The organism is Nakamurella flava (assembly GCF_005298075.1).
Lineage (GTDB): Bacteria > Actinomycetota > Actinomycetes > Mycobacteriales > Nakamurellaceae > Nakamurella > Nakamurella flava.
In genome coordinates this window covers 170,352-196,562 of sequence record NZ_SZZH01000004.1, presented here as the reverse complement: position 1 = coordinate 196,562, position 26,211 = coordinate 170,352, and the positions used below count along the sequence as shown (strand labels likewise).

General features: G+C 72.2%; 22 protein-coding genes. 13 read left to right on the top strand and 9 right to left on the bottom strand.

Going from position 1 to position 26,211, the window contains the following annotated elements:
• Positions 1-77: 77 nt before the first annotated feature.
• From FDO65_RS16715 to FDO65_RS16705, 3 genes are all read left to right on the top strand, one after another.
• A complete protein-coding gene (locus tag FDO65_RS16715; RefSeq protein WP_137450864.1) occupies positions 78-2,171 on the top strand; it encodes a M3 family metallopeptidase in 2,094 nt (697 codons plus the stop codon).
• Positions 2,168-3,067 (top strand): phosphoribosylaminoimidazolesuccinocarboxamide synthase, encoded by a 900-nt coding sequence (locus FDO65_RS16710; protein WP_137450863.1) that lies wholly within the window; start codon positions 2,168-2,170, stop codon positions 3,065-3,067. Before FDO65_RS16715 ends, FDO65_RS16710 begins: the two co-directional genes overlap by 4 nt.
• A gap of 63 nt (positions 3,068-3,130) precedes the next feature.
• Positions 3,131-3,922, top strand: coding sequence for a GAF and ANTAR domain-containing protein (locus FDO65_RS16705; RefSeq protein WP_137450862.1), 792 nt, complete (start codon positions 3,131-3,133; stop codon positions 3,920-3,922).
• Between the two features lie 22 nt (positions 3,923-3,944).
• Here the strand turns inward: FDO65_RS16705 and FDO65_RS16700 are convergent, their stop codons facing one another.
• Positions 3,945-4,526, bottom strand: a complete 582-nt coding sequence (locus FDO65_RS16700) for a DUF1349 domain-containing protein (protein ID WP_137450861.1) — start codon at positions 4,524-4,526, stop codon at positions 3,945-3,947.
• Positions 4,527-4,750: 224 nt separating this feature from the next.
• Between FDO65_RS16700 and FDO65_RS16695 the strand changes: the two genes are divergently transcribed.
• Positions 4,751-5,608 carry a glycerophosphodiester phosphodiesterase gene (locus FDO65_RS16695; RefSeq protein WP_166442251.1) on the top strand — a complete coding sequence of 286 codons (858 nt, stop codon included), beginning with the start codon at positions 4,751-4,753 and terminating at the stop codon, positions 5,606-5,608.
• An 8-nt stretch (positions 5,609-5,616) separates the two neighbouring features.
• Here FDO65_RS16695 and FDO65_RS16690 read toward each other — a convergent pair whose 3' ends face one another.
• From FDO65_RS16690 to FDO65_RS16665, 6 genes are all read right to left on the bottom strand, one after another.
• Entirely contained in the window at positions 5,617-6,249 is a 633-nt protein-coding gene (locus FDO65_RS16690; RefSeq protein WP_137450859.1) for a TetR/AcrR family transcriptional regulator, read from the bottom strand.
• Positions 6,246-6,569 carry a DMT family transporter gene (locus tag FDO65_RS16685; RefSeq protein ID WP_137450858.1) on the bottom strand — a complete coding sequence of 108 codons (324 nt, stop codon included), beginning with the start codon at positions 6,567-6,569 and terminating at the stop codon, positions 6,246-6,248. Before FDO65_RS16685 ends, FDO65_RS16690 begins: the two co-directional genes overlap by 4 nt.
• Positions 6,570-6,685: 116 nt before the next feature.
• Positions 6,686-7,138, bottom strand: coding sequence for a methylmalonyl-CoA epimerase (gene mce, locus FDO65_RS16680; protein ID WP_137450857.1), 453 nt, complete (start codon positions 7,136-7,138; stop codon positions 6,686-6,688).
• A gap of 90 nt (positions 7,139-7,228) precedes the next feature.
• Positions 7,229-8,632 carry a YlbE family protein gene (locus tag FDO65_RS16675; protein WP_137450856.1) on the bottom strand — a complete coding sequence of 468 codons (1,404 nt, stop codon included), beginning with the start codon at positions 8,630-8,632 and terminating at the stop codon, positions 7,229-7,231.
• Positions 8,629-10,038 (bottom strand): FdrA family protein, encoded by a 1,410-nt coding sequence (locus FDO65_RS16670; protein ID WP_137450855.1) that lies wholly within the window; start codon positions 10,036-10,038, stop codon positions 8,629-8,631. Before FDO65_RS16670 ends, FDO65_RS16675 begins: the two co-directional genes overlap by 4 nt.
• The gene (locus tag FDO65_RS16665) at positions 10,035-10,697 is read right to left on the bottom strand and encodes an oxamate carbamoyltransferase subunit AllH family protein (RefSeq protein ID WP_166442250.1); all 663 of its coding nucleotides are present in this window, start codon (positions 10,695-10,697) and stop codon (positions 10,035-10,037) included. The genes FDO65_RS16670 and FDO65_RS16665 overlap by 4 nt, the downstream gene beginning before the upstream one ends.
• A gap of 86 nt (positions 10,698-10,783) precedes the next feature.
• Here FDO65_RS16665 and FDO65_RS16660 point away from each other — a divergent pair, with 86 nt between their 5' ends.
• The 9 genes from FDO65_RS16660 (at position 10,784) to FDO65_RS16620 (ending at position 22,704) form a co-directional block, all read left to right on the top strand.
• Positions 10,784-12,061, top strand: coding sequence for a PucR family transcriptional regulator (locus tag FDO65_RS16660; RefSeq protein ID WP_137450853.1), 1,278 nt, complete (start codon positions 10,784-10,786; stop codon positions 12,059-12,061).
• 161 nt (positions 12,062-12,222) lie between these two features.
• On the top strand, positions 12,223-13,590 hold the full coding sequence (locus FDO65_RS16655; RefSeq protein WP_137450967.1) for a uracil-xanthine permease family protein: 1,368 nt from the start codon (positions 12,223-12,225) through the stop codon (positions 13,588-13,590).
• Positions 13,587-14,426 carry an FAD binding domain-containing protein gene (locus FDO65_RS16650; protein WP_137450852.1) on the top strand — a complete coding sequence of 280 codons (840 nt, stop codon included), beginning with the start codon at positions 13,587-13,589 and terminating at the stop codon, positions 14,424-14,426. The genes FDO65_RS16655 and FDO65_RS16650 overlap by 4 nt, the downstream gene beginning before the upstream one ends.
• Complete coding sequence (locus FDO65_RS16645) at positions 14,423-14,920, top strand: (2Fe-2S)-binding protein (protein ID WP_137450851.1); 498 nt, start codon at positions 14,423-14,425, stop codon at positions 14,918-14,920. Before FDO65_RS16650 ends, FDO65_RS16645 begins: the two co-directional genes overlap by 4 nt.
• Positions 14,917-17,307: an aerobic carbon-monoxide dehydrogenase large subunit gene (cutA, locus tag FDO65_RS16640; RefSeq protein ID WP_137450850.1), complete on the top strand. Its 2,391-nt coding sequence runs from the start codon at positions 14,917-14,919 to the stop codon at positions 17,305-17,307. Before FDO65_RS16645 ends, cutA begins: the two co-directional genes overlap by 4 nt.
• Complete coding sequence (locus FDO65_RS16635; RefSeq protein ID WP_137450849.1) at positions 17,304-17,975, top strand: SRPBCC family protein; 672 nt, start codon at positions 17,304-17,306, stop codon at positions 17,973-17,975. Before cutA ends, FDO65_RS16635 begins: the two co-directional genes overlap by 4 nt.
• Before the next feature lie 14 nt (positions 17,976-17,989).
• Entirely contained in the window at positions 17,990-19,378 is a 1,389-nt protein-coding gene (locus tag FDO65_RS16630) for an amidase (protein WP_137450966.1), read from the top strand.
• Positions 19,379-19,388: 10 nt separating this feature from the next.
• Positions 19,389-19,703 carry a CHY zinc finger protein gene (locus FDO65_RS16625; RefSeq protein WP_137450848.1) on the top strand — a complete coding sequence of 105 codons (315 nt, stop codon included), beginning with the start codon at positions 19,389-19,391 and terminating at the stop codon, positions 19,701-19,703.
• 211 nt (positions 19,704-19,914) lie between these two features.
• A complete protein-coding gene (locus FDO65_RS16620) occupies positions 19,915-22,704 on the top strand; it encodes an alpha/beta hydrolase (protein ID WP_137450847.1) in 2,790 nt (929 codons plus the stop codon).
• Positions 22,705-22,909: 205 nt separating this feature from the next.
• Here FDO65_RS16620 and FDO65_RS16615 read toward each other — a convergent pair whose 3' ends face one another.
• The gene (locus tag FDO65_RS16615; RefSeq protein WP_137450846.1) at positions 22,910-24,634 is read right to left on the bottom strand and encodes a BCCT family transporter; all 1,725 of its coding nucleotides are present in this window, start codon (positions 24,632-24,634) and stop codon (positions 22,910-22,912) included.
• Positions 24,635-24,749: 115 nt separating this feature from the next.
• A complete protein-coding gene (locus FDO65_RS16610; RefSeq protein WP_240757675.1) occupies positions 24,750-26,210 on the bottom strand; it encodes an aldehyde dehydrogenase family protein in 1,461 nt (486 codons plus the stop codon).
• Position 26,211: the final 1 nt, after the last annotated feature.

Genomic DNA, 26,211 nt, shown 5'->3' with positions numbered 1-26,211 from the left:
GCCGGGGGCGCACCGTTGGCGGCGGCGCCCCCGGCCGCTTTTCTTCCCGGTCCAGCGGGCTGTGTCACCCTCGCAGGATGAACCCGCTGCTGCACGCGTCCACCCTGCCGTTGGGACTGCCGGACTTCGCGGCGATCTCACCCGAGCATCTCGCGCCCGCGCTCGATGCCGGCATGGCCGAGCACCGTGCGGAGGTGGCGGCCATCGCCGCCGATCCCGCCCCACCGACGTTCGTCAACACCCTCGTCCCGCTCGAGCGCTCCGGCGCCCTGCTCGACCGGGCCATGACGGTGCTCGGCGCGCTCGTCGCGAACCGGTCCACCGACGAACTCCGGGCCATCGACGCGGCCTACTCCCCATTGCTCTGCGCCCACCACGACGCCGTGACCCTGGATCCCGCGGTGTTCGCCCGCATCGAGGCGATCCACCAGAGCCTTCCCACCACAACCGGTCTCACCCCGGAGGACCGCCGCCTGGTGGAACGCCACCACCGGGACCGGGTGCTCGCCGGTGCCCGGCTGGACGAGGCCGGACGGGCCCGGCTGACCGAGCTGAACCAGCGCATCGCCGCCCTGCAGACCCGGTTCGAGCAGTTGCTGCTGCGATCGGCCGAAAGTCGGGCCCTGCTGGTCGACCGCGCCGACGAGCTCGACGGTCTGTCAGCCGATGCGATCGCCGCGGCCGCCGACGCCGCGGAACGGGCCGGACACCCCGGCCGGTACCAGCTGGCCCTGGTCCTGCCCACCGGTCAGCCGGCGTTGGCCCGCCTCACCCGGCGGGCCACCCGTCAGGCGCTGCTGGCGGCGTCCACCGGTCGCGGCGGCCCGCACGACCCCGACACCGATACCGGGCCGGTGCTGCGGGAGTTGACCGCCGTCCGGGCCGAGCGAGCCGGTCTGCTCGGCTTCGCCGGGCACGCCGACAGCGTGGTGGCCGACCAGACCGCCGGGTCCGTCGAGGCCATCGACGACTTCCTCTCCCGGCTGGTCGGGCCGGCGCGGGTGGTCGCGGACGCCGAACGCGCCGAACTGGTCGCCCTGGCCGCGGCGGACGGCATCGACGACTTCGCCGCACACGACTGGGCGTTCTACGCCCAGCGGGCCCGGGGGCGTCGGCACCAGGTGGACGCCGCCGCGCTGCGGGAGTACTTCAAACTCGACACCGTGCTGCAGGAAGGGGTGTTCGCGGCCGCCGAGCGGCTCTACGGCATCCGCATGGTCGAGCGGCCCGACCTGGTCGGCCACACGGCGCAGGCGCGCGTCTGGGAGGTCCGGCAGCAGGCCGCCCCGGGCGCCGACGATGAGCAGACCATCGGCCTGTTCGTCGGCGACTTCTTCGCGCGGGAGGGCAAACGGGGCGGGGCCTGGATGAACAGCCTGGTGCTGCAGTCCGACCTGCTGGGCGACAAGCCCGTCGTCACCAACAATCTCAACATCGCCCCGCCCGCCCCCGGTCAGCCGGTGCTGTTGACGCTGGACGAGGTCCGCACCGCGTTCCACGAGTTCGGGCACGCTCTGCACGGGCTGTTCTCACGGGTGCGCTACCCACGGCTGTCCGGTACCGCCGTGCCGCGGGACATCGTGGAGTACCCCAGCCAGGTCAACGAGCTGTGGATGTACTGGCCCGAGCTGCTCCCGCGGTTCGCCCGTTCCGTGGTGACCGGCGAACCGTTGCCGCCGGCCCAGGTGGCGGCCGTGCTCGCGGCCTCGCGGGACGGCAGCGGCTACCGGATGGTCGAAATGCTCGGGGCGACGCTGCTCGATCTGGCCTGGCACCGGCTCGCCCCGGGCGAACAGGTCGACGACGTCGACGCTTTCGAGGCGGCTGCGCTCGAGCGGGCCGGGATCGCCGACCCGCACATCCCGCCGCGGTACCGCAGCCGCTACTTCCAGCACATCTTCGCCGGAGCGGGGTACGCCGCCGGGTACTACTCGTACCTGTGGGCCGAGCTGGTCGATGCCGACACCAGCGAGTGGTTCGTCGAGAACGGCGGCCTGGACAGGGATCTGGGGGACAGGTTCCGGGCCGGGATCCTCGCGGTCGGTGGTTCCCGCGACATCCTCGACGGGTTCCGCGAGCTGCGCGGCCGGGACCCGGAGATCGGCCCGCTGCTCCGCCGGCACGGACTCGACTCCGGTGACCGGACGGAGTCGGCTACCCTGCGCCCGTGACCCGCCTGGACGATTACCGGCACCTGGCCTCCGGCAAGGTGCGTGAGCTCTACGAGGTCGACGACGAGCTGCTGCTCATGATCGCCTCGGACCGCATCAGCGCCTACGACCACGTGCTGTCCACGCCCATCCCGGACAAGGGTCGGGTGTTGACGGCGATGAGCATGTTCTGGTTCGACCTGCTGGCCCGAGCCGACGGCACGGGCCCGGCGTTCGCCAACCACGTGGTCGCGGTACAGGACCGGCGGATCCCCGCCGAGGTGGCCGGTCGCGCGTTGCTGGTCCGCCGGCTGGACATGCTGCCGGTCGAGTGCGTCGCCCGCGGCTACCTGACGGGGTCGGGGCTGGCCGACTACCGCCGCACGGGGGCCGTCTGCGGCATCGCCCTGCCGGACGGGCTGGTCGAGGCGTCGCGGCTGCCGGAACCGATCTTCACCCCGGCGACCAAGGCCGAGATCGGCGAGCACGACGAGAACGTGTCCTTCGAGGCGGTCGTCGCGACCATCGGCGCCCAGCGGGCGGCGCAGGTGCGGGACGCCACTCTGACGGTCTACCGGCGAGCGGCCGAGCACGCCGCCACCCGGGGGGTCCTGCTGGCCGACACCAAGCTCGAGTTCGGAATGCTCGGCGGGGAGCTGGTCCTCGGCGACGAGGTGCTGACCCCGGATTCGTCGCGGTTCTGGCCGGCCGACGGCTACGCCCCGGGTGCCGTCCAGCCCTCCTTCGACAAGCAGTTCGTCCGGGACTGGTTGACCTCGGCCGAGTCCGGCTGGGATCGCGCCGCGGACGGCCCGCCGCCACCGCTGCCGGGCGACGTGGTCACGGCGACCCGGGACCGGTACGTGGAGGCCTATGAACGCATCTCGGGACTGTCGTTCGCCGACTGGATCGGCTGAGCGGTCGGCGACCGGGTGGGTGGGGCCCAGTTGGGAACGGGGGCCTCGGGGAACAGGGCCGGTATGACTGGCGCGCATCCTGCCGAAGACGACGACCGGCGCGGGCGGGACAGCCAGGGCCAACCCAACCCACCGGGGCTGGCGCAGCAGCTCAGTGACCTCGCCCGGTCCCTGCAGGCCGAGCCCGACCTGGACCAGACGTTGCAGGCGGTGGTGGGGGCGGCGGCCGACAACATCGCCGGGGCCGACTACGCCGGCATCACCCGGATCGACCGCAACGGCCGCGTCGGTACCCCGGCCGCGACCGACGAGCTCGTCCCCCGCATCGACCAGGCCCAGTACGAGACCAACGAGGGTCCGTGTCTGGACGCCATCCGGTACGACGCCACCATCCGCTGCGACGACCTGCAGGCCGACGAACGCTGGCCCCGGTTCGCCGCGCGCGCCCTGGAACTCGGCGTGAAGTCGATGCTGTCCTTCCAGCTCTTCGTGCGGGACCGCGAGCTCGGGGCGCTCAACCTGTACTCCCGCGAGCCGCACGTCTTCGACGACAGCACCGAACAGATCGGCCTGCTGCTGGCCAGCCACGCCGCGGTGGCGATGGTCGGCGCCGAGAGCCAGCACAACCTGCTCGCCGCCGTGCAGCATCGGGAGGTGATCGGACGGGCCACCGGCATCCTGATGGAACGCCACAAGATGACCGGTGACCAGGCCTTCGCGCTGCTGATGCGGACGTCGTCGGTGACCAATCGCAAGGTCCGGGACATCGCGGAGGAGCTGACCATGACCGGCGAGCTCTCGACCCGGCGCCCGCGCCCGTCGGCCGGCGCCGGTGGATCGGGCGGGGGCGCCTAGACCGCCGAGCGTTCCTGGTCGGTCAGGGGTGCAGCCCGTCGTCCGGGGTGGTGCGGGTCCAACGGTGCAGGGGCACCTGCAGACCGGCACGGGTGGGCGCGCAGACCAGCGGCCCGGCCTCGGCGACCAGGTCGGTGGCGAACGGGATGACCCGGACCAGTTGCAGTTCCTGGCCGCTGGGGGCGGCCCGGACGGTGATGGCGGTGCCCTCCCGGCTGGCTCGCACCGTGATCCGTCGGCCGGTCCAGTCGGGGACGGGGGCCAGCGACCAGTCGGACATGCCGTCGGTGACGACCGCGCCGACCTGCGCCCGGCCATCGGCGAACTCCACGCCGGCCTTGATCCATCGCTCGTCCGACACCCGGACGAACAGCCCGGCCTGGTCGAACTGCTGCGAGAACGCGGCGGTGAACTCGACCTCGACGGCGGTGCCGTCGGGGAAGGGGGCCAGCAGGGCGTGTTCGTTGTCGTGGACGAACCCGTAGGAGGTGATGCGCCAGGCGTCGCTGCCTTCGACGGCCGTCACGAGCAGGTCGCCGTCGCGTTCGACGACGTCCGCCGGAGCGTTGGTCCACCGGCCGTCACCCCAGGGGATGTCCACCATCGGTTCCACCTTCCTCGCTGTCGCTGGCCGGCGGACCCGCCGGGGAGCGGAGACTATCGGGTGGCTTCCGGCCGCTTCCCAGTCCGGTCACATCCCTATGCCGGGTGTCGGCCAGATCGGTCGAGGACGATGCGCAGGTGCTTTACCTCTCTCGCTGCTCCCCGCCACGCCGGTCGCCCGGCCGGTGGCGCCGGGGACGGGCCGTCGCCACGGTGACCGTGGTGATGACGACGGCGCTCGCCGCGTGCACGTCCGGCGCACCTGCCGGGCCGTCCTCGCCGACCGGTGGTGCGTCGTCGTCAGCACCGGCCGCAGCGCTCTCCTCGGAGCCGGCTTCGGCCGGCACCGGGGGCGGGATCGCCCCGACGCCGGCCACCGCGCTCGGCCGGTGGCTCTCCGCGCCCGTGGTGGAGATCGCCCACCACGGCGGCTCGGCCAGCTGGCCGGCCGCGTCGCCGACGGCCTATCAGCAGTCGCGGGACTGGAACCCGGATCTGGCCCTGGAGTTCTCCGCCCGCCGCACGGCGGACGGGGTGTGGGTCGGGTCCGAGGACGCCAGCACGGGGCCGGTCTACGGGACCGATCTGACCATCGCCACGTCGACCTGGGAGCAGCTCTCGACGCTGCGGTCGATCCGGGGTCATCAGCCGATGAGCCGACTGGACACCGATCTGCTGGACCAGGTGTCGCCGGATCGCATCCTGTTCGTCGACGACAAGGACGACGCCCATGTCGACGAGCTCCTGGATCTGCTGGACCAGCACGGCGGCGCCGGCCGCGCGGTGATCAAGTCCTACTGGCAGACGGTGAAGACCCCGACCGCCGCCCACGCCCGGGGGTACACGACCTGGGGGTACTACTACGCCGACCAGATGGACCAGTTCGAGGCGACGCAGGGCCGGTTCGACCTCCTCGGCATCGACCAGGACGCACCGACGGCCGTGTACCAGCGGATGCTGGCAACCGGAAAGCGGGTGATCGCCCACGTCGTGGCCACCCCGGCGCAGGCCGACCGGGCCCTGGCCGCCGGGGCGACCGGCCTGATGGTGTCGGGCGTCCGCGACGTGGTTCCCCGGGCCTGACCGGACGCTCAGCGCAACCGATCGAGGGCGGCCCGGACCGCCGTCACCACCCGGCCGGCCGGGTCGGGGTCGCCTTCGGCCACCGCGCCCAGGGCGGCGCCGTCGACGACGGTGACCAGCAGATCGGCGGCCCGGGTGTCCGGGCGCGGCAGCATCCCGCTGACAACGGCGACGAGATCGGCGCGCAGAGCTGCCATCTCGGCCGTGACGGCGGGACTGTCGGCCGCGGCCAGCAGGTGTCGGTACCGGCTGACGACGGCGGACCGACCAGGTTGGATGCGCGCGTCCCCGTCGACCGGTGCGGCGCCCGACCCCCCGCCGGGCGGGAGCATCGCCCTGCTGATCGCGTCGGCCAGCCCAGCATGACCGCCCGGGCCGGGGCGGGCGCCGGAGTACCCGCGGGCGACGTGTGTGGCGTGCTCCCGCCACCGGGCGCAGACCCGGTGCACGGCCTCGCCGACCAGCACCGACAGGTCGGGGAAGTAGTAGGACACCGCCGCCAGCGGCAGGCCCGCCTCGGTGGCGATGGCCCGGGCGGTGCAGGCGGCCGGGCCGTGTTCGGCGGCCAACCGGGTCGCCGCGGCGCACAACACCTCCCGGCGGTCCTGCCCCCGTTGCTGGCGGGGCGCTCGGACGGTCAATGCCCCGACCCGGCCAGCTGGAGCCCGACGACGCCGGCGACGATGAGCACGATGGAGGCGATGGTCAGCGGCCGGACCGGGTCGCCGAACGACGTCATCCCGATGATCGCGGTCAGCACCGCACCGATCCCGACCCATACCGCGTAGGCGGGGCCGACCGGCAGGGTCCGCAGCGCCCACATGAGCCCGGCCATCGACGCGATGAGCAGCAGGACGAACGACACCGACGGCCCCAGCCGGGTCAGGCCGGCCGACGCCTTGAGGGACAGGGCCCAGCCGGCTTCCAGCAGCCCCGACAGCACCAGTACGAGCCACGCCATGGTGGCCACCTCCTGAATCCGTTGCGGATTCCAGGTTAGCAACAAACTGGTACGACCGTACCGGTTACCGGGCCGTGGTGGCCTGACTCACCGTCCGGGCGAAGCGCGAACCGGATTCAGTGCTGTGCCGGTTGGACGAGTTCGACGAGTACGCCGCCGGCGTCCTTCGGGTGCACGAAATTGATGGCCGAGCCGGCGGTTCCGCGCCGGGGTGCGTCGAAGAGCAGGCGCAGCCCCCGCTCCCGCAAGGCCGCGCTCACCGCGTGGATGTCGGCGACCCGGTAGGCCAGCTGTTGCAGACCCGGACCGCTGCGATCCAGGAACTTCGCGATGGTCGACTCCGGGGTGAGCGGGGCGAGCAGTTGCAGCTGGGCGCCGCCGTCCCACCCGATCATCGCCTCGACCACGCCCTGTTCGGCGTTCTCCTCCCGGTGGCGCAACTGCCCGCCGAGGGTGGTCGTGTAGAACGCGATCGCCGTGTCCAGATCGGGCACGGCGACACCGACGTGGTCCACACCGAGGATCCCGGCGACGGCGACGGCGACGGCGAGGGGCTCGGAGGTGGTCATCTCTGTCCTCCTGGGGGTACGGGGCGGCAGTGGTGCCGGCCGCAGCCCAGTGTGCGGCACCCCGTCGGGCGGCGACCCGACGGTCCCCGGTCAGCCCCGCGCGACCGCGGCGCGGTCCCGCGCGAGCTCGGCCAGGCGGCGCAGGGCGGCCGGGAAGATCTCCGCCGGCGGGGTGACGAGCCCGGCCCCGACCTGACCGACCCCGGCGACCCGGCCGGCCATGCCCGTGTTGATCTGCGGGAGGATGCCGGTGCGGCAGACCCTGCTCACGTCGATACCCGTCGGCGTGCCCTGGAAGTCGAGGACCGGGACGGTCCACCGTGGGTTCTCGGCCAGGGTGATCTCGTGCATCCGCCGCGTGGTCGCCAGAGCATCCGGCACCGACCCGCCCACCAATCTGACGATGGCCGGCGCGGTCGCCATCGCGAATCCGCCGATGCCGGCCGTCTCGGTGATGGCCGAGTCGCCGATGTCCGGGTTGGCGTCGTCGGCGGTGTAGCTGCCCAGGAACAGGCCGTCGGCCAGCTGAGCCGGACCGGTGAACCACTCGTCGCCGGTGCCGGCCACCTGGATGCCGAAGTCGGTGCCGTTGCGGGCCATCGCCACGACCATCGTGGACCCGGGGATGCCGCGCGCCGCGTCGAGCGCGAGCTTGCACGCGGGCATGGCCAGGTTGAGGAAGAAGTGGTCGTTCGCGCCGACGAACCGCAGCGCCTCGGCGACGTCGGCGGCGTCGGTCCCGCTGGTCACCATGGCCGGACCGAGGTCCCGCAGCAGCATGAGAGTGCCGGCCCGGTTGCGATTGTGGGCCTCGTCGCCCATCTGCAGCATCTGCGTGAGGATGCCGGTGACGTCCACGGGCCCGGCCCGGCGGACCGCCTGCTGCAGCAGCGGGCCGAGGACGCCGTTCATCCACCGCAGCCGCTGCAGCACCTCGGGGGAGTAGGCGCCGTAGCGCAGCACCTTGCCCAGGCCCTCGTTGAGCGAGCAGTAGGTGCGGCGGCCGCTGGCTGCGTCCTGCAGGACGAACATCCAGATGCTGGGGGTGACCACCCCGGCCATCGGCCCGACGGCCGACCGGTGGTGGCACGGTTCGAGCGACACCGACCCGCTCTCGAACAGCGCGGGCGCGTCCTCCGGGTCGTCGACCAGGCCCTCGAGGGCCGCCCCGGCCATCAGCCCGCCGCGCAACGGACCCGAGGCCCGGTCCCAGGTGATGGGCGGACCGGCATGCAGGAACTGCCCGGTCTGCAGGCCCAACGCCGCGGAGGCCGGCAGGACGTCGACCAGGGTGGCGGTGACCTCGAGCATCGCGGCCACCGCGCGCTCGTTGGCCGCCGCCCGCAGCGGGTCGGCGGCGACGGCGGCGAGGTCGGCCGCAGTGCCCTCCATCGGCGGTCGCCAGTCGACCTGGGTGACCCCGACCGCCTGCCGGGCCACGGCATCGGCGAGTAGCTCGGTACCGACGGTCACGACGCTGTCGGTGGTGCTCATGCGCGTTCTCCCAACAGTTCAATGGCCCGTCGGGTCGCGCCCGCGTCGGACAGGTGGACCTCGGCGCCGGCCTCGACCAGGGCCCGGACCTGCCGGTCGCGATGCTGCGGGTCGGTGGCGGTGCCGACCACGGCCACGACGACCGGCCGGTCGCTCGCCGCAACGGCGGGGGCGAGGAGCGACGCCGGATCGTCCTCGGCGCCGTGGCCGAGGACGACATCGAGCAGGATGACGGCGGTCTCGGGATCGGCGGCGGCCCGCCGCAGATGCTCCAGGCGCAGGGTGGGATCGATCATCGGGTGGGCCCGTCCGGCCGTATAGGCATCGTCGCCGAAGTCGACGAACGTGTGGCCGTGGTCGGCACCCAGGGTCTCGGCGGCAATCAGCGCGGCCTCGCTCTTGAGGGTCCCGCCCACGAACAGGCCGTGCAGTCGCGCGCCGCGGCCGGGGTCACGGGCACCGGCCGGTCGCTCGGCGGGCCAGTCCGGCACCTCACGGTCGAGCCGGCGCAGCACGGCCTCGGCGGCTGCGGTGAGGTCGGGCCGGCCCGGACCGAGCAGCGCAAACTCGACCGGGGTCGCCAGACCCGCCGCCACATCGGCGATCTCGTCGGCCACGTCGGCGGCCGGCGGCTTGGAGATGAGCACGATGAGCTCCACCCCCGGGTCGGCGTCCAGCCGGCGCAGCGCCTCCCGGGTCGCCAGACCCCGGACGGTCGACGACAGGTCGCGGCCGCCCACGCCGAGTGCGGACGACACCCCCACCCCGGCGTGGTCGAGCAGGGCCAGCATCTGCTGGCACCCGGTGCCGGAGGCGGCGACGATGCCGACCGGGCCGGGGGACACGACGTTGGCGAAACCCAACCCGATCCCGTCGACCACCGCGGTCCCGCAGTCGGGTCCCATCACCAGCACGCCGCGCTCGGCTGCCGCCCGCTTGAGGGCGACCTCGTGGTCCAGCGGCACGTTGTCGCTGAAGATCATGACGTCGCTGCCGCTTTCGACCGCGTCCATCGCCTCGACCATGGCGTGCGGGCCGGGCACCGAGACGACGGTGAGCGCACCGGGGTCCCGCCGCAGGGCGGCGGCGGTGGTGCGCGGTGCGGCCACCTCGGTGGCGCCTTCGGAGCGGCGGCCGGCATCACGCAGGGCGTTGTCGACGCCGGTGATCGCGGCGTCGAGCCGCGCGGGGTCCCGGAGGTGGACGGCCACGACCATGTCGTTGGGGGTGGCCCGCTCGGGAACGGCGAACCCCATCTGCGTCAGCACGTCCACGTTCAACGGCGTGGCCATCGCGACCTGGGCCGCCAGGACCCCGTCGATGCCCTGGACCGACCGGCTGACCTGCAGCAGGGCGACCGAGTCGGCGTAGGCGCCGGGCCGCAGCTCGACATGGAAATGGCTCATGCCGCTCCCTCCACGGGTGAGATCTGGGACAGGGCCGCGAGTGCGCCCTGCCGGAGCCCGCGGCCGGACGAGTGCCCGACCGCGGTGAGTGCAACGCTCCGTCGGACCGCGTCCGGAGTGCCGAGGGCGGCCAGCCAGGCGACGAACTCAGGGATCGCTTCGCCGTGCAGGGCGCAGTCCAACAGCGTGGCCGACAGCAGTGTCGTGCGGTGCAGATGGGCCCGGACGGCCGCGTCCACCTCGGGGGTGGCGATGCCCGCCGCGCGGTGCACGGCGAGCCAGCCGCAGAGCACGTCGTCCTGGTACGGCGTCAGGCCGTCACCGCGGCCGATCATCGTGGCCACGTCCCCGGGCGGGGGTCCGGCGGTCCGCCGCGCCGCCCGCAGCGGCGGCACCCCGACGTCCAGGAGGCGACCGACCCGCAGGGAAACGCCGTCCAGGTGCAGGACGCCGCCGAGGACGGCCGCCGCTGCGACGCGCGGCAGACGGGGGAGCCGGGTGCGCAGCGCACACGGCACCGCGACGGCTTCGGTGCCGACCACGCCGACCACCCGGTCGGCCACCATGACGTAGAGGGCGTCCGCGCCGTGGTGCACGATCGGAACGGGCCCGTCCGGCGCCGACCGCAGCCGCGACTGCACTCGCGGGGGTGCGCTCACCGACATCACCTGATCGACGCTATCGGGGCGGGCTAGCTTTTCCGATGTGAGGTTCTGCTCATGATCGCCGCAGGGGATGACAACTGTTGACAGGATCGGATGCCGAGCGCCGGGCGACGACCGCGCTCGCCCGGCTCGATGCGCTGCACACCGGACTGACTCAGATCGTGCTCAATGGCGGCGATCTCGCCGGGATCGCCGATGAGGTCGCCCGGGTGCTCGGCGTCGGGGTGGTGTTCACGTCGGTGGACGGCCGGGAGTGGGAGTCGGCGCTGCCGTCGTCGGCGCGGACGGTGCTGCGGGCGGCCGACTACCTGGACGAGACGGGCCGCGTGCGGGTCGAACGTCTGGGCGAGGCCGGGACGGCGGTGGCCGGCGGGTGGCTCAGCAAGCACCGGGTCACGGCGGGCGGTACCGACCTGGCCCGGTTGGTGTGCTTCCGTCCGGAAGGCCGGTCGACGTCGGACGACGTGCACGCCCTCGAGCGGGCGGCCACGGTGGCCGCACTGCTGATCACCCGGCAGGAGGCCGTCATGGCGGTCGAGAACAAGTACCAGGGGGATTTCCTCCGGGACCTGCTGCTGCGCCATGCCGCCGATCCGCAGTACATCGCCGAGCACACCGAGACCTTCTGCTGGGACATCGATCGGCCCGTGGTCGTCGTGGTCGCCGAACTCGACCACGTCCCCGGTGACGAGCCCACCTCCAGCCAGCAACGACGCCAATGGCAGCAACGCTTCTCGGCCGCCTGGCGGCAGGTCACCCGCGGCCAGGACCCGCGGATCGCCTGCGTCGACTTCTCGTCCGAGGTGGTCACCCTGCTACCGGTCGAGCCCACCCAGTCCGGCGACGGGGGCCATGCGGTCGTCGGCCGGACCGTCACCGCGGTGGTGGGGGACCGGGGCGGCGGGCGCCGGCCGTTCTCCGCCGGGGTCAGCCGGGTCGCCGCGGGCATCGGCGACCTGCCGGCCGCCTATGGCCAGGCCCGGCGGGCGGTGGAGGTGGGCCGCCGGGTGAATGGCGGCGGGTCGACCACGTTCTTCGATCAGCTCGGGTTGCACCGGCTCTTCGCACTCATCCCGGACACGGCCCAGAGTGCCGCCGAACTGCAGGCGTTCATCCGCGATGCTCTCGGCCCGCTGGCCGAGTCCACGTCCGAGGCCGCCGACCTCCGGCGCTCGCTGCAGGTCCTGCTCGACACCAATTTCAACGTCGCGGAAGCCGCCCGGTTGCAGTTCTTCCACTACAACACGATGCGCTACCGGCTGACGAAGCTGGAGCGGCTGCTCGGTCCGTTGTCGACCGACCCGCAGCGCCGGATCGACGCCGCGGTGGCGCTCCGTTTCCTGGAGATTTCCCCCTGATAGCGGGCCGCGTCCGGCCGCTCGGAACGGCGGACATGTGCCATCGACAACGCTTTCGCTTCGGCAGCTGTTGCCATGGTGACCCCGCTCACGCCGTCATTAGGTTGATCCGAATTCGGGCCCCGCCGGCCCGAAAGGACGGAAGGTGCGCGATGTCGTCGATGTTCCGCTGGACCGCGGTGAGCCCGCGGCCCGGAGAGCCGGTAGCCCCCGACGAGCGTCTGGCCTGGGGCAAGACGATCGGCATCGGTGCCCAGCACGTCGTGGCGATGTTCGGCGCGACGTTCGTCTTCCCGGTGGTCATGGGTCTCGATCCCAACCTGGCGATCATGTTCTCCGGGATCTGCACGATCCTGTTCCTGCTCGTCACGGCCAACAAGGTCCCGAGCTACCTGGGGACCAGCGCGTCGTTCGTGGCCGGGGTGGCCACGATCCGTGCCCAGGGCGGCAACTCCGCCGACGTCACCGGCGCGATCCTCATCGCCGGCGTGATCCTGCTGGCCATCGGCGTGGCCATCCACTTCGTCGGGGCCGGCTTCATCCACAAGCTGCTGCCCGCACCGGTGACCGGTGCGGTCGTCCTGCTCATCGGGTTCAACCTGGCCCCGGTCGTCGCCACCGTCTACTGGCCGCAGGACCAGTGGGTGGCGCTGCTGACCGCGCTCTTCCTCATCGTCGCCGCAGTCCGGTTGCCAGGGTTCTGGGCCCGCATCGCCGTGCTCCTCGCGCTGGTCTTCGGCTACGTGCTGTCCTGGATCTTCGACATGGCGATCGGACCCATCACCTCGGTACTCCCCGGTTCGACCGACCCGGTCGCCCACGACCGGGTGTCCTGGGCCGGGGTCGAGGCGGCCAACTGGATCGGCCTGCCCAGCGGGGTGCTGTCCGACGGGGTCGGCGTCGTCCACGGGCCGAGTTTCTCCCTCAGCTTCGCCCTGCTGGTCATCCCCGGCGTCATCGCGCTGGTGGCCGAGAACACCGGCCACGTCAAGGCTGTCGCGGAGATGACCGGAAAGAACCTCGACCCGTACATGGGCCGGGCGATCGCGGCCGACGGTGGTGCCACCGCGCTGTCCAGCCTGTTCGGTGGCTCGCCGACCACCACCTACGCCGAGAACATCGGCGTCATGAGCTCCACCAAGGTGTACTCGACGGCCGCGTACTACGTCGCAGCGCTCGTGGCCATCCTGCTGGGCCTGTGCCCGAAGTTCGGGGCGATCGTCAACGCGACCCCCGGCGGCGTTCTCGGCGGCGTGACCGTCGTGCTCTACGGCATGATCGGACTGGTCGGCGCCAAGGTGTGGGTCGACAACCGGGTCGACTTCGGGTCGTCGGTCAACCTGGTGGGCCTGGCCCCGGGGATCATCGCCGGTATCGGCGGCGTGTCCCTGAAGCTGACCGACAACTTCGAACTGGGGGGCATCGCCTTGGGCTCCATCCTCGTCATCGTCGGCTACCACCTGGTCAACACCGGGCGCAGCCGCAGCCACTCCGACCACGGGTCCCCGGACACCGCACCGGCACGATGAAGCCCGCCCCCTTCGGCTACCGCCGCCCGTCCACCGTCGCCGAGGCGGTGCGGGAGCTGGCCGCCGATTCCGGCGCCAAGGTGCTGGCCGGTGGGCAGAGCCTGATCCCCCTGCTGTCCATGCGGCTCGCCGCCCCGTCCCTGCTGGTCGACATCAATGAGATCCCCGGTCTGGATGCCATCGAGGTCGACGAGCGGGGGGTGCGGATCGGGGCGCTGGCCCGGCACGCCGCGGTGCTGGCCGATCCGGACGTCCGCCGGGTGCAACCGCTGGTGAGCCTGGCCCTGGCGAACGTCGCCCACGCCACCATCCGCAACCGCGGCACGACCGTCGGCTCGCTGGTGCACGCCGACGCCGCGGCCGAGATGCCGGTCGTCCTGCTGCTGACCGGGGGATCGGTGGAGGTCCAGGGCCCGTCCGGCCGGCGCACCATCGCCGCCCCCGACCTCTACGTCGGACCGCTCGAATCCTCCCTCGCGCACGACGAGATCGCCGTCGCCGCCTTCTTCCCGGCCCTGGCGCCGGGGGCCGGGGTCGCGTTCAGCGAGATCGCCCGCCGGCACGGCGACTACGCCCTGGTCGGCGCGGCTGCGCTGGTCACCGGCCGCGGGCAGGATGAGACGGTCCGGGTGGGTTACCTGTCGGCCGGTGATCTGCCGACCGTCGTCGACCTGACCGGGGTCGATGAGACCGAACTCGGCGACGCCGCCCTGGCCCACCTCGACCCGGGCGACGACATCCATGCCACTGCCGCGTACCGCGCCCAACTGGTGCGGGTGCTGACCCGCCGGGTGGTCCGGGCCGCGCGGGCCCACGCCGAAGGAGCAGAGCGATGAGCGAGGAGTTGCACCCCGTCCGGTTGACCGTGAACGGGGTGACCCATCGGGTGGAGGTCCCGGCCCGGCGGCTTCTGTCCGACGCCCTGCGGCACGACGTCGGCCTGACCGGCACCCACGTCGGCTGCGAGCACGGGGTCTGCGGGGCGTGCACCGTCCTGGTCGACGGTGACCCGGTGCGCTCCTGCCTGATGCTGGCCGTCTCGGCCGCCGACCACGAGATCACCACGGTGGAGGGGCTGGCCGCACCGGACGGGACCCTGAGCCCGGTGCAGCAGGCGTTCGCCGAGTGCCACGGCCTGCAGTGCGGATTCTGCACCCCGGGATTCCTGACGACCATCACCGCCGGGCTGCGGGAGAACCCGTGCCCGTCGCACGAGCAGGCCCGAGAGATGATCGCCGGCAACCTGTGTCGCTGTACCGGCTACCAGAACATCGTGAAGGCGGTCGAGCGGGCGGCGCAGATCGGTGCGTCCGACAAGGCGGCGTCATGACGACGAAGTTGATGGGCCAGCGGGTCCAGCGCGTCGAGGACCAGCGGTTCCTCCGCGGCCAGGGCCGGTACGTCGACGACGTCGCCGTCGAGAACGGCACCCTGCACGCCGCCGTGCTCCGGTCGCCCCACGCGCATGCCCGCATCATCGACATCGACGTCTCGGCGCTGCTCGACATGGACGGTGTGCACGCCGTCTTCACCTACGACGACCTGGCCGACTTCACCCCGGAGATGGCCGAGCCGCTGCCGCTGCTGATCCCGCACCCGGCGCTCACCCACGGGCGCACCCAGTACGCGCTGGCCAAGGACGAGGTCAACTACGTCGGCGAGGCCATCGCCTTCGTCGTCGCCGACGACCGGTACGTGGCCGAGGATGCCGTCGGCCAGATCGTCGTCGACTACGAGGTGCTCACCCCGGTGGTCGGCATCCCGACCGCGCGGGCGGCCCGGAACCTGGTGCATGACGACATCCCCGGCAACGTCGCCGCCCACTTCGAACAGAACGTCGGTGATGCCCAGGCCGCGATCGCCGGAGCCCCCCATCGCCTGTCGCTCGATCTGTCGATCGAACGCAGTGCCTGCATGCCGATGGAGGGCCGCGGTGTGGTCGCCCGGTGGGATCGCGACCTGAACCGTCTGCAGCTGTGGGCCTCGACCCAGACGGCGACCGGGGTGCGGGCGGCCGTCGCGGTCAAGATGGGCCTGGATCTCGGGCAGGTCGACGTCATCACCCCCGACGTCGGGGGTGGCTTCGGTGTCAAGATCAACCACCCGTGGCCCGAGGACCTGCTCGTGCCGATGGCCGCGAAGCTGCTCGGCCGGATGGTGAAGTTCACCGAGGACCGCCGCGAGCACTTCATCTCTTCGGCGCACGAGCGCGGCCAGGACCAGCACATCGAGGTCGGTTTCGACGACGAGGGCCGCATCCTCGGCCTGGACGTCGAGTTCTGGCACGACCACGGGGCCTACACGCCGTACGGGCTCATCGTGCCGATCATCACCTCGACCCAGTTGCTCGGCCCCTACAAGCCGCAGAACTACCGGGTCGTCTTCGAGTCGCTGTACACCAACACCGTCATCGTCACCCCGTACCGCGGGGCGGGCCGGCCGCAGGGCGTCTTCGCCATGGAACGCACCATGGACGCCATCGCCCAGTACCTCGGCAAGGACCGCACGCAGGTCCGGGCGGTCAACTTCATCCGGCCGGACGAGTTCCCCTTCGACCACGGTCTGATCTTCCAGGACGGCCGCCCGCTGATCTACGACTCGGGCGACTACCCGCAGTCGCTCGAGAAGATCAAGGCGCTCATCGGCTGGGACGACTTCCCCGCGCTGCAGGCCGAGATGGCCGCCCAGGGGCGGCGTTTCGGGATCGGACTGGCCTGCTACGTCGAGGGCACCGGGGTCGGACCCTACGAGGGCGGGCACGTGCACATCGAGACGACGGGCAAGGTCAAGGTCGCGACCGGGCTGACCACCCAGGGCCAGGGCCACGCGACCGTCTTCGCCCAGCTGGTCGCCGACGAGCTGGGGGTGAAGTTCGAGGACGTCGAGGTCGTCACCGGCGACACCCGGCGGATGCCGTACGCGGTCGGCACCTACGCCTCCCGGGCCGCGGTGATGAGCGGGTCAGCCATCCACCTGGCCGCCAAGCGGGCCAAGGAGAAAGCGCTCAAGATCGCGGCCGACGCGCTGGAGGCCGATCCCGACGACCTGCAGATCGTCGACGGGGTCGTCTCGGTGAAGGGTTCGCCGGGCACCTCCATCGACCTCGGCACCGTGGCCGTGCTGTCCAACCCGCTGCGCTACGCGTTCGACGAGAAATCGAAGCTGGCCACGCAGTTCTCGGTCGGCCACCCGGACCGTCCGCCGGTCCCGCGCGGCGAGGAGCCGGGACTGGAGGGCAAGGACTTCTATTCGCCCGATCGGGCCACGTTCGCCTCCGGCATGCACGCCGCGATCGTGGAGACCAGCGAGGACACCGCCGAGATCACCATCCACAAGTACGCCGTCGTCCACGACTGCGGGCACCTCATCAACCCGATGATCGTCGAGGGGCAGATCCACGGCGGCGTGGCCCAGGGCATCGGCGGCGCCCTCTACGAGCGGATGGCCTACGACGACGCCGGCCAGCTGCTCAACGCCTCGTTCATGGACTTCCTCATCCCGTACGTCTCGGAGATCCCCGACGGCATCGCCGTCGACCACCTCGAGACGCCGTCCCCGCTGAACCCGCTGGGCATCAAGGGGGCCGGCGAGGCCGGCGTCATCCCCGGTTCCGCGGTGCTCGCCGCGGCCATCGAGGACGCCGAGAAGCTGCCCGTCACGGCGATGCCCATCTCCCCGTCCGACCTGTTCACCCTGCGCCTGGAGCACACACAGTGAAGATCTACGGCTCGAACGTCGTCTCGTACGCGATCCCGGTCGTCTGGGACGCCCTGCTCGACCCGAAGGTGCTGGCCGCGACCATCCCGGGGTGCGAGCGGCTGACCGCGACCGGCGACAACGCCTACGACATGACGGTGACCGCCGGGGTGGCGGCCATCAAGGGCACCTACCGGGGCGCGTGTTCGCTCTACGACCTCAAGGAACGTTCCGCCCTGACGATGAAGCTGTCCGGTTCGGGGGCGCCGGGCACGGTGGACGCCACCGTGGTGGTGTCGTTCAACGAGGCGACCCCCGGGTCGACCCGCATCGACTACGAGGCCGACGCCGTGGTCGGCGGCATGGTCGGTGGGGTCGGGCAGCGGATGCTGACGTCGGTGTCCAAGCGGATGGCGGCGGAGTTCTTCGGCAACGTGGCCAAGGCGATCGAGAACGGCGTCCCCACGGCGGCTTCCGAGTCCGCTGCGCCGGCGGCCAACCAGCCGGGTCAGTCCTCGGCGGAGCCGGTGGCCGCCCCCGCGGCCGGGCAGGTGTTCACCACGCCCGGCAAGGCGCCGTCCGCCGCCGGGGCGGGCGGTCCAAAGGACCTGCTCATCGGTTTGCTGGCCGGAGCCGGGGTGGCGCTGGCCGGGGTGGCCGTCGGAGCGGTGCTCGGCCGTCGCCGGTGAGCTCGTCCGACGCTCTGACGGTCGACTCGTCGGCCCGCAAGCAGTTGGCCGCACTCCGGCGGTCAGAGATCTCCGCCCGGGAATTGCTCGACCTGCACCTGGACCGGATCGCCGACCGCAACCCCGAGCTGAACGCCGTCGTCTCGCTCGATCCGGAACGGGCCCGGGCCGCGGCCGCGGCCGCCGACGAGGCCCAGGCCGCCGGCGGGCCACTGGGTCCGCTGCACGGGCTGCCGTTCGCGTTCAAGGACACCCACGCCGTCGCCGGATGGCCCACCACCTACGGCTCGCCGCTGTTCGCCGACCACGTCCCCGAGCAGGACGAGTTGATCGTGGAACGGGTCCGGCGGGCCGGGGTGGTGGTCATCGGTCGCACGAACGTGCCGGAGTTCGCCGCCGGATCGCACACCTTCAACCGGGTCTTCGGGCTCACCCGCAACCCGATCGATCCGCGCCGGTCGGCCGGCGGTTCCTCCGGGGGTGCGGCGTGTGCGCTGGCCGCCGGGATGGTGCCGTTGGCGGACGGTTCGGACATGGCCGGGTCGTTGCGCAATCCGGCGTCGTTCTGCGGGGTGGTCGGTCTGCGTCCCTCCCTGGGGCGGGTGCCGGAGTGGCCGCTCTACAACCAGTGGGAGACGACATCGGTGGGTGGGCCGATGGCCCGCAACGTCGGCGACCTGGCCCTGCTGCTGTCGGTGATGGCCGGACCCGACCCGCGGGCGCCGCAGGCGCTGGGGGATCCCGGCTCGACGTTCGCCTCGGCGCAACCGGTCTCGCTGGCCGGGCGGCGGGTCGCGGTCTCGGTGGACCTGGGTGGCGCGTTCGCGGTCGACCACGAGGTGGCGGCCGCGGTGCAGTCGTCGGCCGCTGCCCTCACCGGCGCCGGGGCGACGGTCACGGCCGAACATCCGGCGCTGGACGAGGCCGACGAGGTGTTCCGCACGTTGCGGGCCTGGCATTTCCAGGCGAAGTTCGGCGCCCTGCTGGCGGCGAACCCGGACGCGTTCAAACCGTCACTGGAAGCGAACATCCGCGCCGGTGAACACTTGTCGGGCGCGGACGTGGCCCGGGCCTACCGGTTGCGGACCCAGCTGTCCGAGCGGATGCGGCTGTTCTTCCGCGAGCACGATCTGCTGGTCCTGCCGGCCGCCCAGGTGCCGCCGTTCCCGGCCGACCAGGAGTACCCGAGCCACATCAACGGCGAGCCGGTGGGCGACTACCTGGCCTGGATGCGCGCGGCCTACTACGTGACCGCCACCGGGTGCCCGGCGGTCAGCCTGCCGTTCGCCCGCACCGCCGACGGCCTGCCCATCGGCATCCAGATCGTCGCCGCCCACGGGCGGGACGCGTTCCTGCTGGGGGCCGCCGCGGCAGTGGAGGAGCTGGTGCGCGGGGAGTTCTAGCCTGGGATCCATGACGGTGGAGCTGGCGGGGCGGCTGGTCGACGCGCAGAGCAGGTGCACGCACTACCGCACCGAGGTCGACGTCGTGGCGATCCGGTTCGCCTGCTGCGAGCCCTATTACGGCTGCCACCTCTGCCACGCCGAATGCGCCGACCACCCGGCGGTGGTGTGGCCGGCGACCGAGCGGCAGGTCCAGGCGGTGGCCTGCGGGGTGTGCCGGCGGACCCTGGCCATCGAGGAGTACGTCGTCGCCGACGGCTGTCCGCACTGCGGTGCCGCGTTCAATCCGCGGTGCCGGCTGCACCACCACCTGTACTTCGGGTGATGGCCGCAGTCGCGCCGACCGCAGTGGTGAGAACGTGATCGTGGCCTCCGCGCCCACGTTGATGGTGACGCGACGTAGTTGATGGCTACTCTGCGTCCTGACTACTCGGCCGGCCGGACCGCGGCCGGGACGACGGGGGGCGGGGCGGATGAACGGGTCGGGCACACGGGCGGGCAGCGTCGGGAGGCGGATCGGCCGACGCGGTGCTGCGGTGGCGGCCGCGCTGGTGCTTGCCCTGTCCCTGCCGATCGGAGCCGCACCCGTCGTCGGCGCATCCGCCGCGACACCGGTCCGTGCCGCACCCGTGCTCCCGGCGGTGGACCCCGTCGGAGTGCACGTCGTCGACTACGACCTCGGCGACGAAGTGGTGCCGCTGGCCGGCATTCCGGACGCCCTGGGTGAGCTGCGCGGCCGGGTCTACCTGCCGGCCGCAGCGTCGACCCCCAGCCCGGTGGTGGTCTTCCTGCACGGTCAGCACCGCGTGTGCGTCGAGGACGGGGACAGCTGGCCCTGCCGTCAGGGCGCCATCCCGAGCTACCTGGGGTACGCCGACGCGGCGGAGGCCCTGGCCCGCCAGGGCATCGCCGTGGTGTCGATCTCCGCCCTGGCCATCAACAACGCCGACGGAGGATCCACCGACTACGGCGCGCGGGCCCGCGGCCAGCTCGTCCTGGACACCCTGGACCGACTCGCCGCCGCCACGTCACCGCTGGGCTCGCCCGGATTCCCGGCCGAGCTGCGCGGCACTCTTGACCTGAGCCGGGTCGGCCTGATGGGCCACTCCCGAGGCGGCGAAGGCGTGGTGCGGGCCACCCAGCTCAACACCCAGCGGGCACACCCGTACCCGATCAAGGCGGTCATGCCGCTGGCCGCCGCCCCGTTCCTCGGCCTGACCCTGCCCGGCGTGACCACCGCCGTGGTGCTCGGCTACTGCGATTCCGACAACGCCCAGCAGTACATCGACGCCTCCCGGGACTTGAACGATTCGGTCCTGCGGTCGACGGTGCTGGTCATGGGGGCCAACCACAACTTCTTCAACGCGATCTGGTCGCCGGGCGGATTCCCGGTGGGTGGGGTCGATGACATCGAACACCTCTTCGACGACGACCCGGTCAACGCCCGGGTCTGCGGGCCGACCGCCCCCGCGCGGCTGACCCAGACCCAGCAGCGGGCGGTGGCCTCGGCCTATCTGCTCGCGCTGTTCCGCACCACCCTGCTCGGCGACGACACGCTGCGCCCGATGCTGGACGGGACGGCGTCCGGCCCGCTGCCGGACCCGTTCGCCGGGACCGACCCGGCCGCGACCGCGGCCCTGGCCGCCGCCGACGTCCGGGTCACCGCCCAGGCCCCCGCCGGCACCCGGCTCGACCTGACCCGCTTCGCCGAGGGCTGGACCCGGTCGGACAGCGGCGAGAGCACGACGGTCCCGACAACCGGCGCCGTGCGCGCCGAGGGGGACGCGCAGGCCGAGATCTGCGCGGGGACCGCTCGTCAGGCCGAGGACCGGACGACCTTCCCGGACCTCCTGCCCGGGGCGCTCCCGGCCTGCTCCGCCCTGGACGGCGACCAGCTCCCGCACTTCGCCCCGATCTCTCTGGCCCAGGCGGTCCCCCGCACTCCGATGGCCCACCTGAGCTGGACCTCGCCGGACGCGGCACTGACCGTCACGGTGCGACCCGAAGCCGCCGACCTGACCGGCCGCGGCTTCCTCGATCTGGCCCTGGCCCCGGACGACTCCGTCGCCGGCTCCACCGACATCGCCCTCGATGTCGTGGACAGCGACGGTGGGGTGGCCACGGTGGACCCCACCCGGCTCGCCCCCGCCCTGGACGTGCTGCCCGGGGCATCCCCGCAGCTGCGCAAGATCGTCCTCCGCGGGGTCCGCGTCCCGCTCGACTCCCTGGTCGGCATCGACCTCGGCCGGGTGGCCGAACTGCGGATCCGGCCCCTGACGGCGGCGGGTGGCATCCTGCTCGGCGACGTCTCCGCCGGTGACGCCGGTGTCGGGGCGCCGGCCGTCCCGGACCTTCCCTCGCTGGACCTGCGGCCGACCAAGGTGGACCTCACCGGGGACCGGCAGACCGTCAAGATGGCCCTGGTCCTGGACCGCGCCGTCGACCAGACCGTCGGCGTCTGGACCCAGTTGGCCCTCTCCAACGACCAGGGACCCGGGGAGGACCGGGTCCGCTGGGCCGAGATACCCGCCGGTGAGAGGTGTGTCGCGGTGGGAATGCCGGTGCGCGCCGGAACCACGGGCGTCGGGCTGCGCCTCACGCAGACCCTGGTGACGGGGGCGGTGCCGGACCGGGTGACGGTCGATGCCGCCTTCCGACCGGCCGGGTCGACCGATCCCGTCCGATTCGGCGAGCAGGGCGACGTGTGTGCCGAGGCGCTGGCCGAACCGGTGCCGCTGACCGTGACGGCCACCCAGGACGAGGCCACGGACACGATCCTGCGGGCGGACGGCTTCCGACCCGGGGAGACGGTGACGATCACCGGGTTGCCCTCGTCCACCCCGACACCGGTCGCCGACTCCGGCGGCGTCCTGAGCCTGGCCGTCGATGTAGGCGGGGCACCCGCCGGGTCCTACCCGGTCACCGCAGTGGGCGCCGGGTCGGGCCGAATCGCCCAGGGCACCGTGATGGTCGACGCCCCCGACCCGGAGACCACCACCTCGGTACCGACCACCACCCCGCCGACCATCACCACGCCGGCGACCAGCACGACGACGACCAGCACGGACCCGACGAACGGATCGACCACCACCGGTCCGTCCACTGCCGACCCGTGCACCACGAGCACGACGACGACCGTGCTGGCCATGGCGGCAGGCCCACGCGATGCGGACGGTGAAAACGGTGGTCGCGGCACGCCCCGGGGCTGGCTGGCCGCCACCGGCGCCGACCTGGGCGTCCCGACCGCCGTCGGGCTCCTGGCCCTGGCCGCCGGCGCGGCCCTGCTGGTCCGGTGGCGCCGGCGACCTGACCAGACCGGTCGGTGACCGGGACGCGGCCACGGCCGGTCAGCCGCTGAGGAAGCTCGTGCTGGTGGCCACGGTGCTCCGGAAGCACACGGCGACGACGATGGCGCCGACGATCATGGTCCCGCCCGGCAGGGTCTGGGTCGCGCTCGGCACCGACACCGGGCAGATCCGCCCGGGTCCTCGCCCAAGCCGTTCTTCTCCAGCGCTCCTGATCCTCGCCCGTTCAGTGCAGGGGGGCCGTGGTGCGGACGGCGGCGGGTTCCGGCCGGACGTCCTCGGGGGCGTACAGGTCGCGGCTGTCGTCGACGAACGGGCCGGGGACGGCCGGCAGTTCCGGCGCGTGCGGATGCAACGCGTGGTAGTGCGGGTCGCTGCGCAGTTCCTTGGTGAGGGAGATCCCGAGCAGGGTCACGATCACGGTGAACGGCAGCGCCGACAGCAGCGCGGCCTGCTGCAGTGCCTGCAGACCATTGGCCAGCAGCAGCACGATGGCGCACATCCCGGTCAGCACACCCCACGTGAGCAGCACCGAACGCCGCGGGTAGAGCGTCCCCTTGCAGGACAGCATGCCCAGCACATAGGTGTTGGCGTCCGCGCCGGAGATGAAGAACAGGGCCACGAGCAGGAGCGCGGCGATGGACGTGATCTGGGTCAGCGGCAGGTTTTCGAGCAGCGAGAAGAACGCGTTGTTGATGTTCTCCTGGGTGGCCGCGACGATCGGCGCGCCGTCCATGTCGAACTTGATGGCGGAGCCGCCGAAGATCGTGAACCAGCCGGCGAAGACCAGGGTCGGGACGCCCAGCACACCGAGGATGAACTGCCGGACGGTGCGGCCCTTGGAGATCTTGGCCAGGAAGACCCCGACGAAGGCTCCCCAGCTCAGCCACCAGGCCATCATGAAGTAGGTCCACCACTGCATCCAGGTCAGGTCGTCACTGGACAGCGGGGTGAGCAGGCTGGTGGAGAAGAAGTCTCCGAAGTACTGGCCGGTCGCCCGGACGAACAGGTTGGAGACGAAGTCGGTGGGACCGAAGACGAGGACGTAGACGGCAAGACCCACACCGAGAACGGTGGTCACCTGGCTGATGTACTTGACGCCACGGTGCACCCCGGACATCGCGGACAGGGTGAACAGCACAGTCACGACGGCGATGACCGCGATCTGCACTCCCGTGCCGCTGGGGGTGCCGAAGACCCGGCTCATCCCTTCATCGATCTGCGAGGCGCCGAGCCCCAGTGAGGTGGTGGTGCCGAACAGGGTGGCCAGGATGGCGAAGATGTCGATGGCCATGCCGAACCAGCCGTCGACCGCCTTGCCCAGGACGGGGCGGAGCATGGGGGAGATGAGCCCGGACCGGCCCTTGCGATGCCGGGACCAGGCGATGGCCAGCCCGAAGACGGCGAAGATGGCCCAGGCGTGGGGGCCCCAGTCGAAGTAGCTGTACTGCATGGCCCGGACGGCGGCGTCCATGGTCTCCGGTTCGGCCAGCCCGTGGGGTGGGGTGGCGAAATGCGAGATGGGTTCGGCGACGCCGTAACTGATCAGACCCACGCCCATGACGGCGGACAGGATCATGGCCAGCCACGCCCAGGTGGAGAACTCCGGACGGTCCTCGGGTTTGCCCAGGCGGATGGCGCCGTAGCGGGTGCAGACCAGGGAGACCAGGAAGATCAGGCAGGCCAGCGGGACGATGAGGTAGGTCCAGCCGATCGAGGACGTGACCCAGGTGCTGGCCGCGGACATGACGGTGTTGAGGTTCTCCGGCCAGATCGACGCCCAGAGGACGAAGACGGCCAGCAGCGCCACGGACACGGCGAACACGGCGCCGACGCCGTGCCGGCCGGGTGCGTCGATGAACGGGGCGTTCACCGCATGCCGCTCGTTCGCGGGTCCGTCGGTCGATCGGGAGGCGGTGGGGTCCGCCGGGGGTGGGGAGGTGTTGGCCATCGTTGATGTCCACCTTGGAGTGGGTGAGCGTGGGCTCACTGAATGGGTGTGGGCGGGCGGCGTCGGTGCCGGGAGAGCGGCAGTACCAGAACGGGAGTGCGGTGGGGAGAACGGATCAGCTCAGGCCGGACAGCACGAGCGTGCGGACATCGGTGAAGTCCTCCATCGCGGAGCGGACGCCCTCGCGTCCTATGCCGGATTCCTTGACCCCGCCGTAGGGCAGTTGCTCGGCGCGCACGGTCGGGACGTCGCCGATGATCACACCGCCGACCTCGAGCTCCCGGTGGGCGCGAAAGGCAGTGGCGAGGTCGTGGGTGAGGACTCCGGCGTGGATGCCGAATCGCGAGTCGTTGATGCGTCGCAGCCCGTGGGTGAGGCCGTCGACCGTCTCGACCGTCATGACCGGGCCGAAGACCTCGTCGCAGGCCACCGCGGATCGGGGGTCGACGTCGGTGAGTACCGTCGGGGCGACGACCGCGCCGGTCCGGGTCCCGCCGGTGAGGAGCCGGGCCCCGGCGTCGACGGCGGCCTGCACCCAGGTGTGGACGCGGTCGGCCGCGGCCGCATCGATGAGCGGGCCGACATCCGTGTCCGGGTCCCGTGGATCGCCCGTCCGCAGGTCGGCAACCGCGGCCAGCAATCGCGGCAGGAACGCCTCGTGGACGGCCCGATCGACGAGGACCCGCTGCACGGAGATGCAGGACTGCCCACCCTGGTAGTTGGCGCACAGGGCGATCCGCCGGGCCGCGAACTCGAGATCGGCCGGGCTGGACCAGTCGTCGCAGACGAGCACCGCGGCGTTACCGCCGAGCTCGAGGGCGACGTGCTTGCGGGGGACGGCGTCGCGGATACTCCAGCCGACCGGTCCGGAACCGGTGAACGAGACCACCGGCAGTCGTGGGTCGGCGACAAGATCGGCGGCGCCGGCGTTGTCGACGCACAGGACGGAGAATGCGCCGGCCGGGAGGTCGCACTCGGCGATGATCTCGCCGAGGGCCAGCGCGCTCAGCGGGGTGGCCGGCGCCGGCTTGAGCACGATCGGCGCGCCTACGGCGAGGGCGGGTGCGACCTTGTGGGCGACCAGGTTGAGCGGGAAGTTGAACGGGGTGATGCCCAGGATCGGGCCCCGCGGGACCCGCAGCAGCAGGGCCAGCCGTCCCTCGTCGGCCGGGTCGGTGTCCAGTCGCTGCAGCTCACCGGACCACCGGTTGGCCTCCTCGGCCGCCCAGCGGAAGGTCGATGCCGCCCGCCGCACCTCGCCGCGGGACCATCGGATCGGCTTGCCGCTCTCGGCGGTGATCAGCTCGGCGAATTCGTCCAGCCGCTGCCGGAGCCGGTCGGCGATGTGGTGCAGCGCCGTGCTGCGCCGGTGGGCGGGGGTCCGGGCCAGCTCGTCACGGGCACCGGCCGCCAGCTGCACGGCGCGTTCGACGTCGGCCGGTCGCGGCTGTTCGACGGTGGCGAGAACGCTTCCGTCCCAGGGATTGTGCACCGTGATGGGGGCGCCGCCGCCCACCCGGTCCTGACCGACCCAGCCCCCGGCAACCATGTCCGTGGCCACGATGGTGAGGGTCATC

Coding starts and splice junctions, on each gene's coding strand:
- FDO65_RS16645 (WP_137450851.1), top strand. CDS start 14,423: ATGAGCGAGGAGTTGCACCCCGTCCGGTTGACCGTGAACGGGGTGACC.
- FDO65_RS16715 (WP_137450864.1), top strand. CDS start 78: ATGAACCCGCTGCTGCACGCGTCCACCCTGCCGTTGGGACTGCCGGAC.
- FDO65_RS16625 (WP_137450848.1), top strand. CDS start 19,389: ATGACGGTGGAGCTGGCGGGGCGGCTGGTCGACGCGCAGAGCAGGTGC.
- FDO65_RS16705 (WP_137450862.1), top strand. CDS start 3,131: ATGACTGGCGCGCATCCTGCCGAAGACGACGACCGGCGCGGGCGGGAC.
- FDO65_RS16670 (WP_137450855.1), bottom strand. CDS start 10,038: ATGAGCCATTTCCATGTCGAGCTGCGGCCCGGCGCCTACGCCGACTCG.
- FDO65_RS16685 (WP_137450858.1), bottom strand. CDS start 6,569: ATGGCGTGGCTCGTACTGGTGCTGTCGGGGCTGCTGGAAGCCGGCTGG.
- mce (WP_137450857.1), bottom strand. CDS start 7,138: ATGACCACCTCCGAGCCCCTCGCCGTCGCCGTCGCCGTCGCCGGGATC.
- FDO65_RS16655 (WP_137450967.1), top strand. CDS start 12,223: ATGTTCCGCTGGACCGCGGTGAGCCCGCGGCCCGGAGAGCCGGTAGCC.
- FDO65_RS16650 (WP_137450852.1), top strand. CDS start 13,587: ATGAAGCCCGCCCCCTTCGGCTACCGCCGCCCGTCCACCGTCGCCGAG.
- FDO65_RS16700 (WP_137450861.1), bottom strand. CDS start 4,526: ATGGTGGACATCCCCTGGGGTGACGGCCGGTGGACCAACGCTCCGGCG.
- FDO65_RS16615 (WP_137450846.1), bottom strand. CDS start 24,634: ATGGCCAACACCTCCCCACCCCCGGCGGACCCCACCGCCTCCCGATCG.
- FDO65_RS16695 (WP_166442251.1), top strand. CDS start 4,751: ATGACGACGGCGCTCGCCGCGTGCACGTCCGGCGCACCTGCCGGGCCG.
- cutA (WP_137450850.1), top strand. CDS start 14,917: ATGACGACGAAGTTGATGGGCCAGCGGGTCCAGCGCGTCGAGGACCAG.
- FDO65_RS16610 (WP_240757675.1), bottom strand. CDS start 26,210: ATGACCCTCACCATCGTGGCCACGGACATGGTTGCCGGGGGCTGGGTC.
- FDO65_RS16675 (WP_137450856.1), bottom strand. CDS start 8,632: ATGAGCACCACCGACAGCGTCGTGACCGTCGGTACCGAGCTACTCGCC.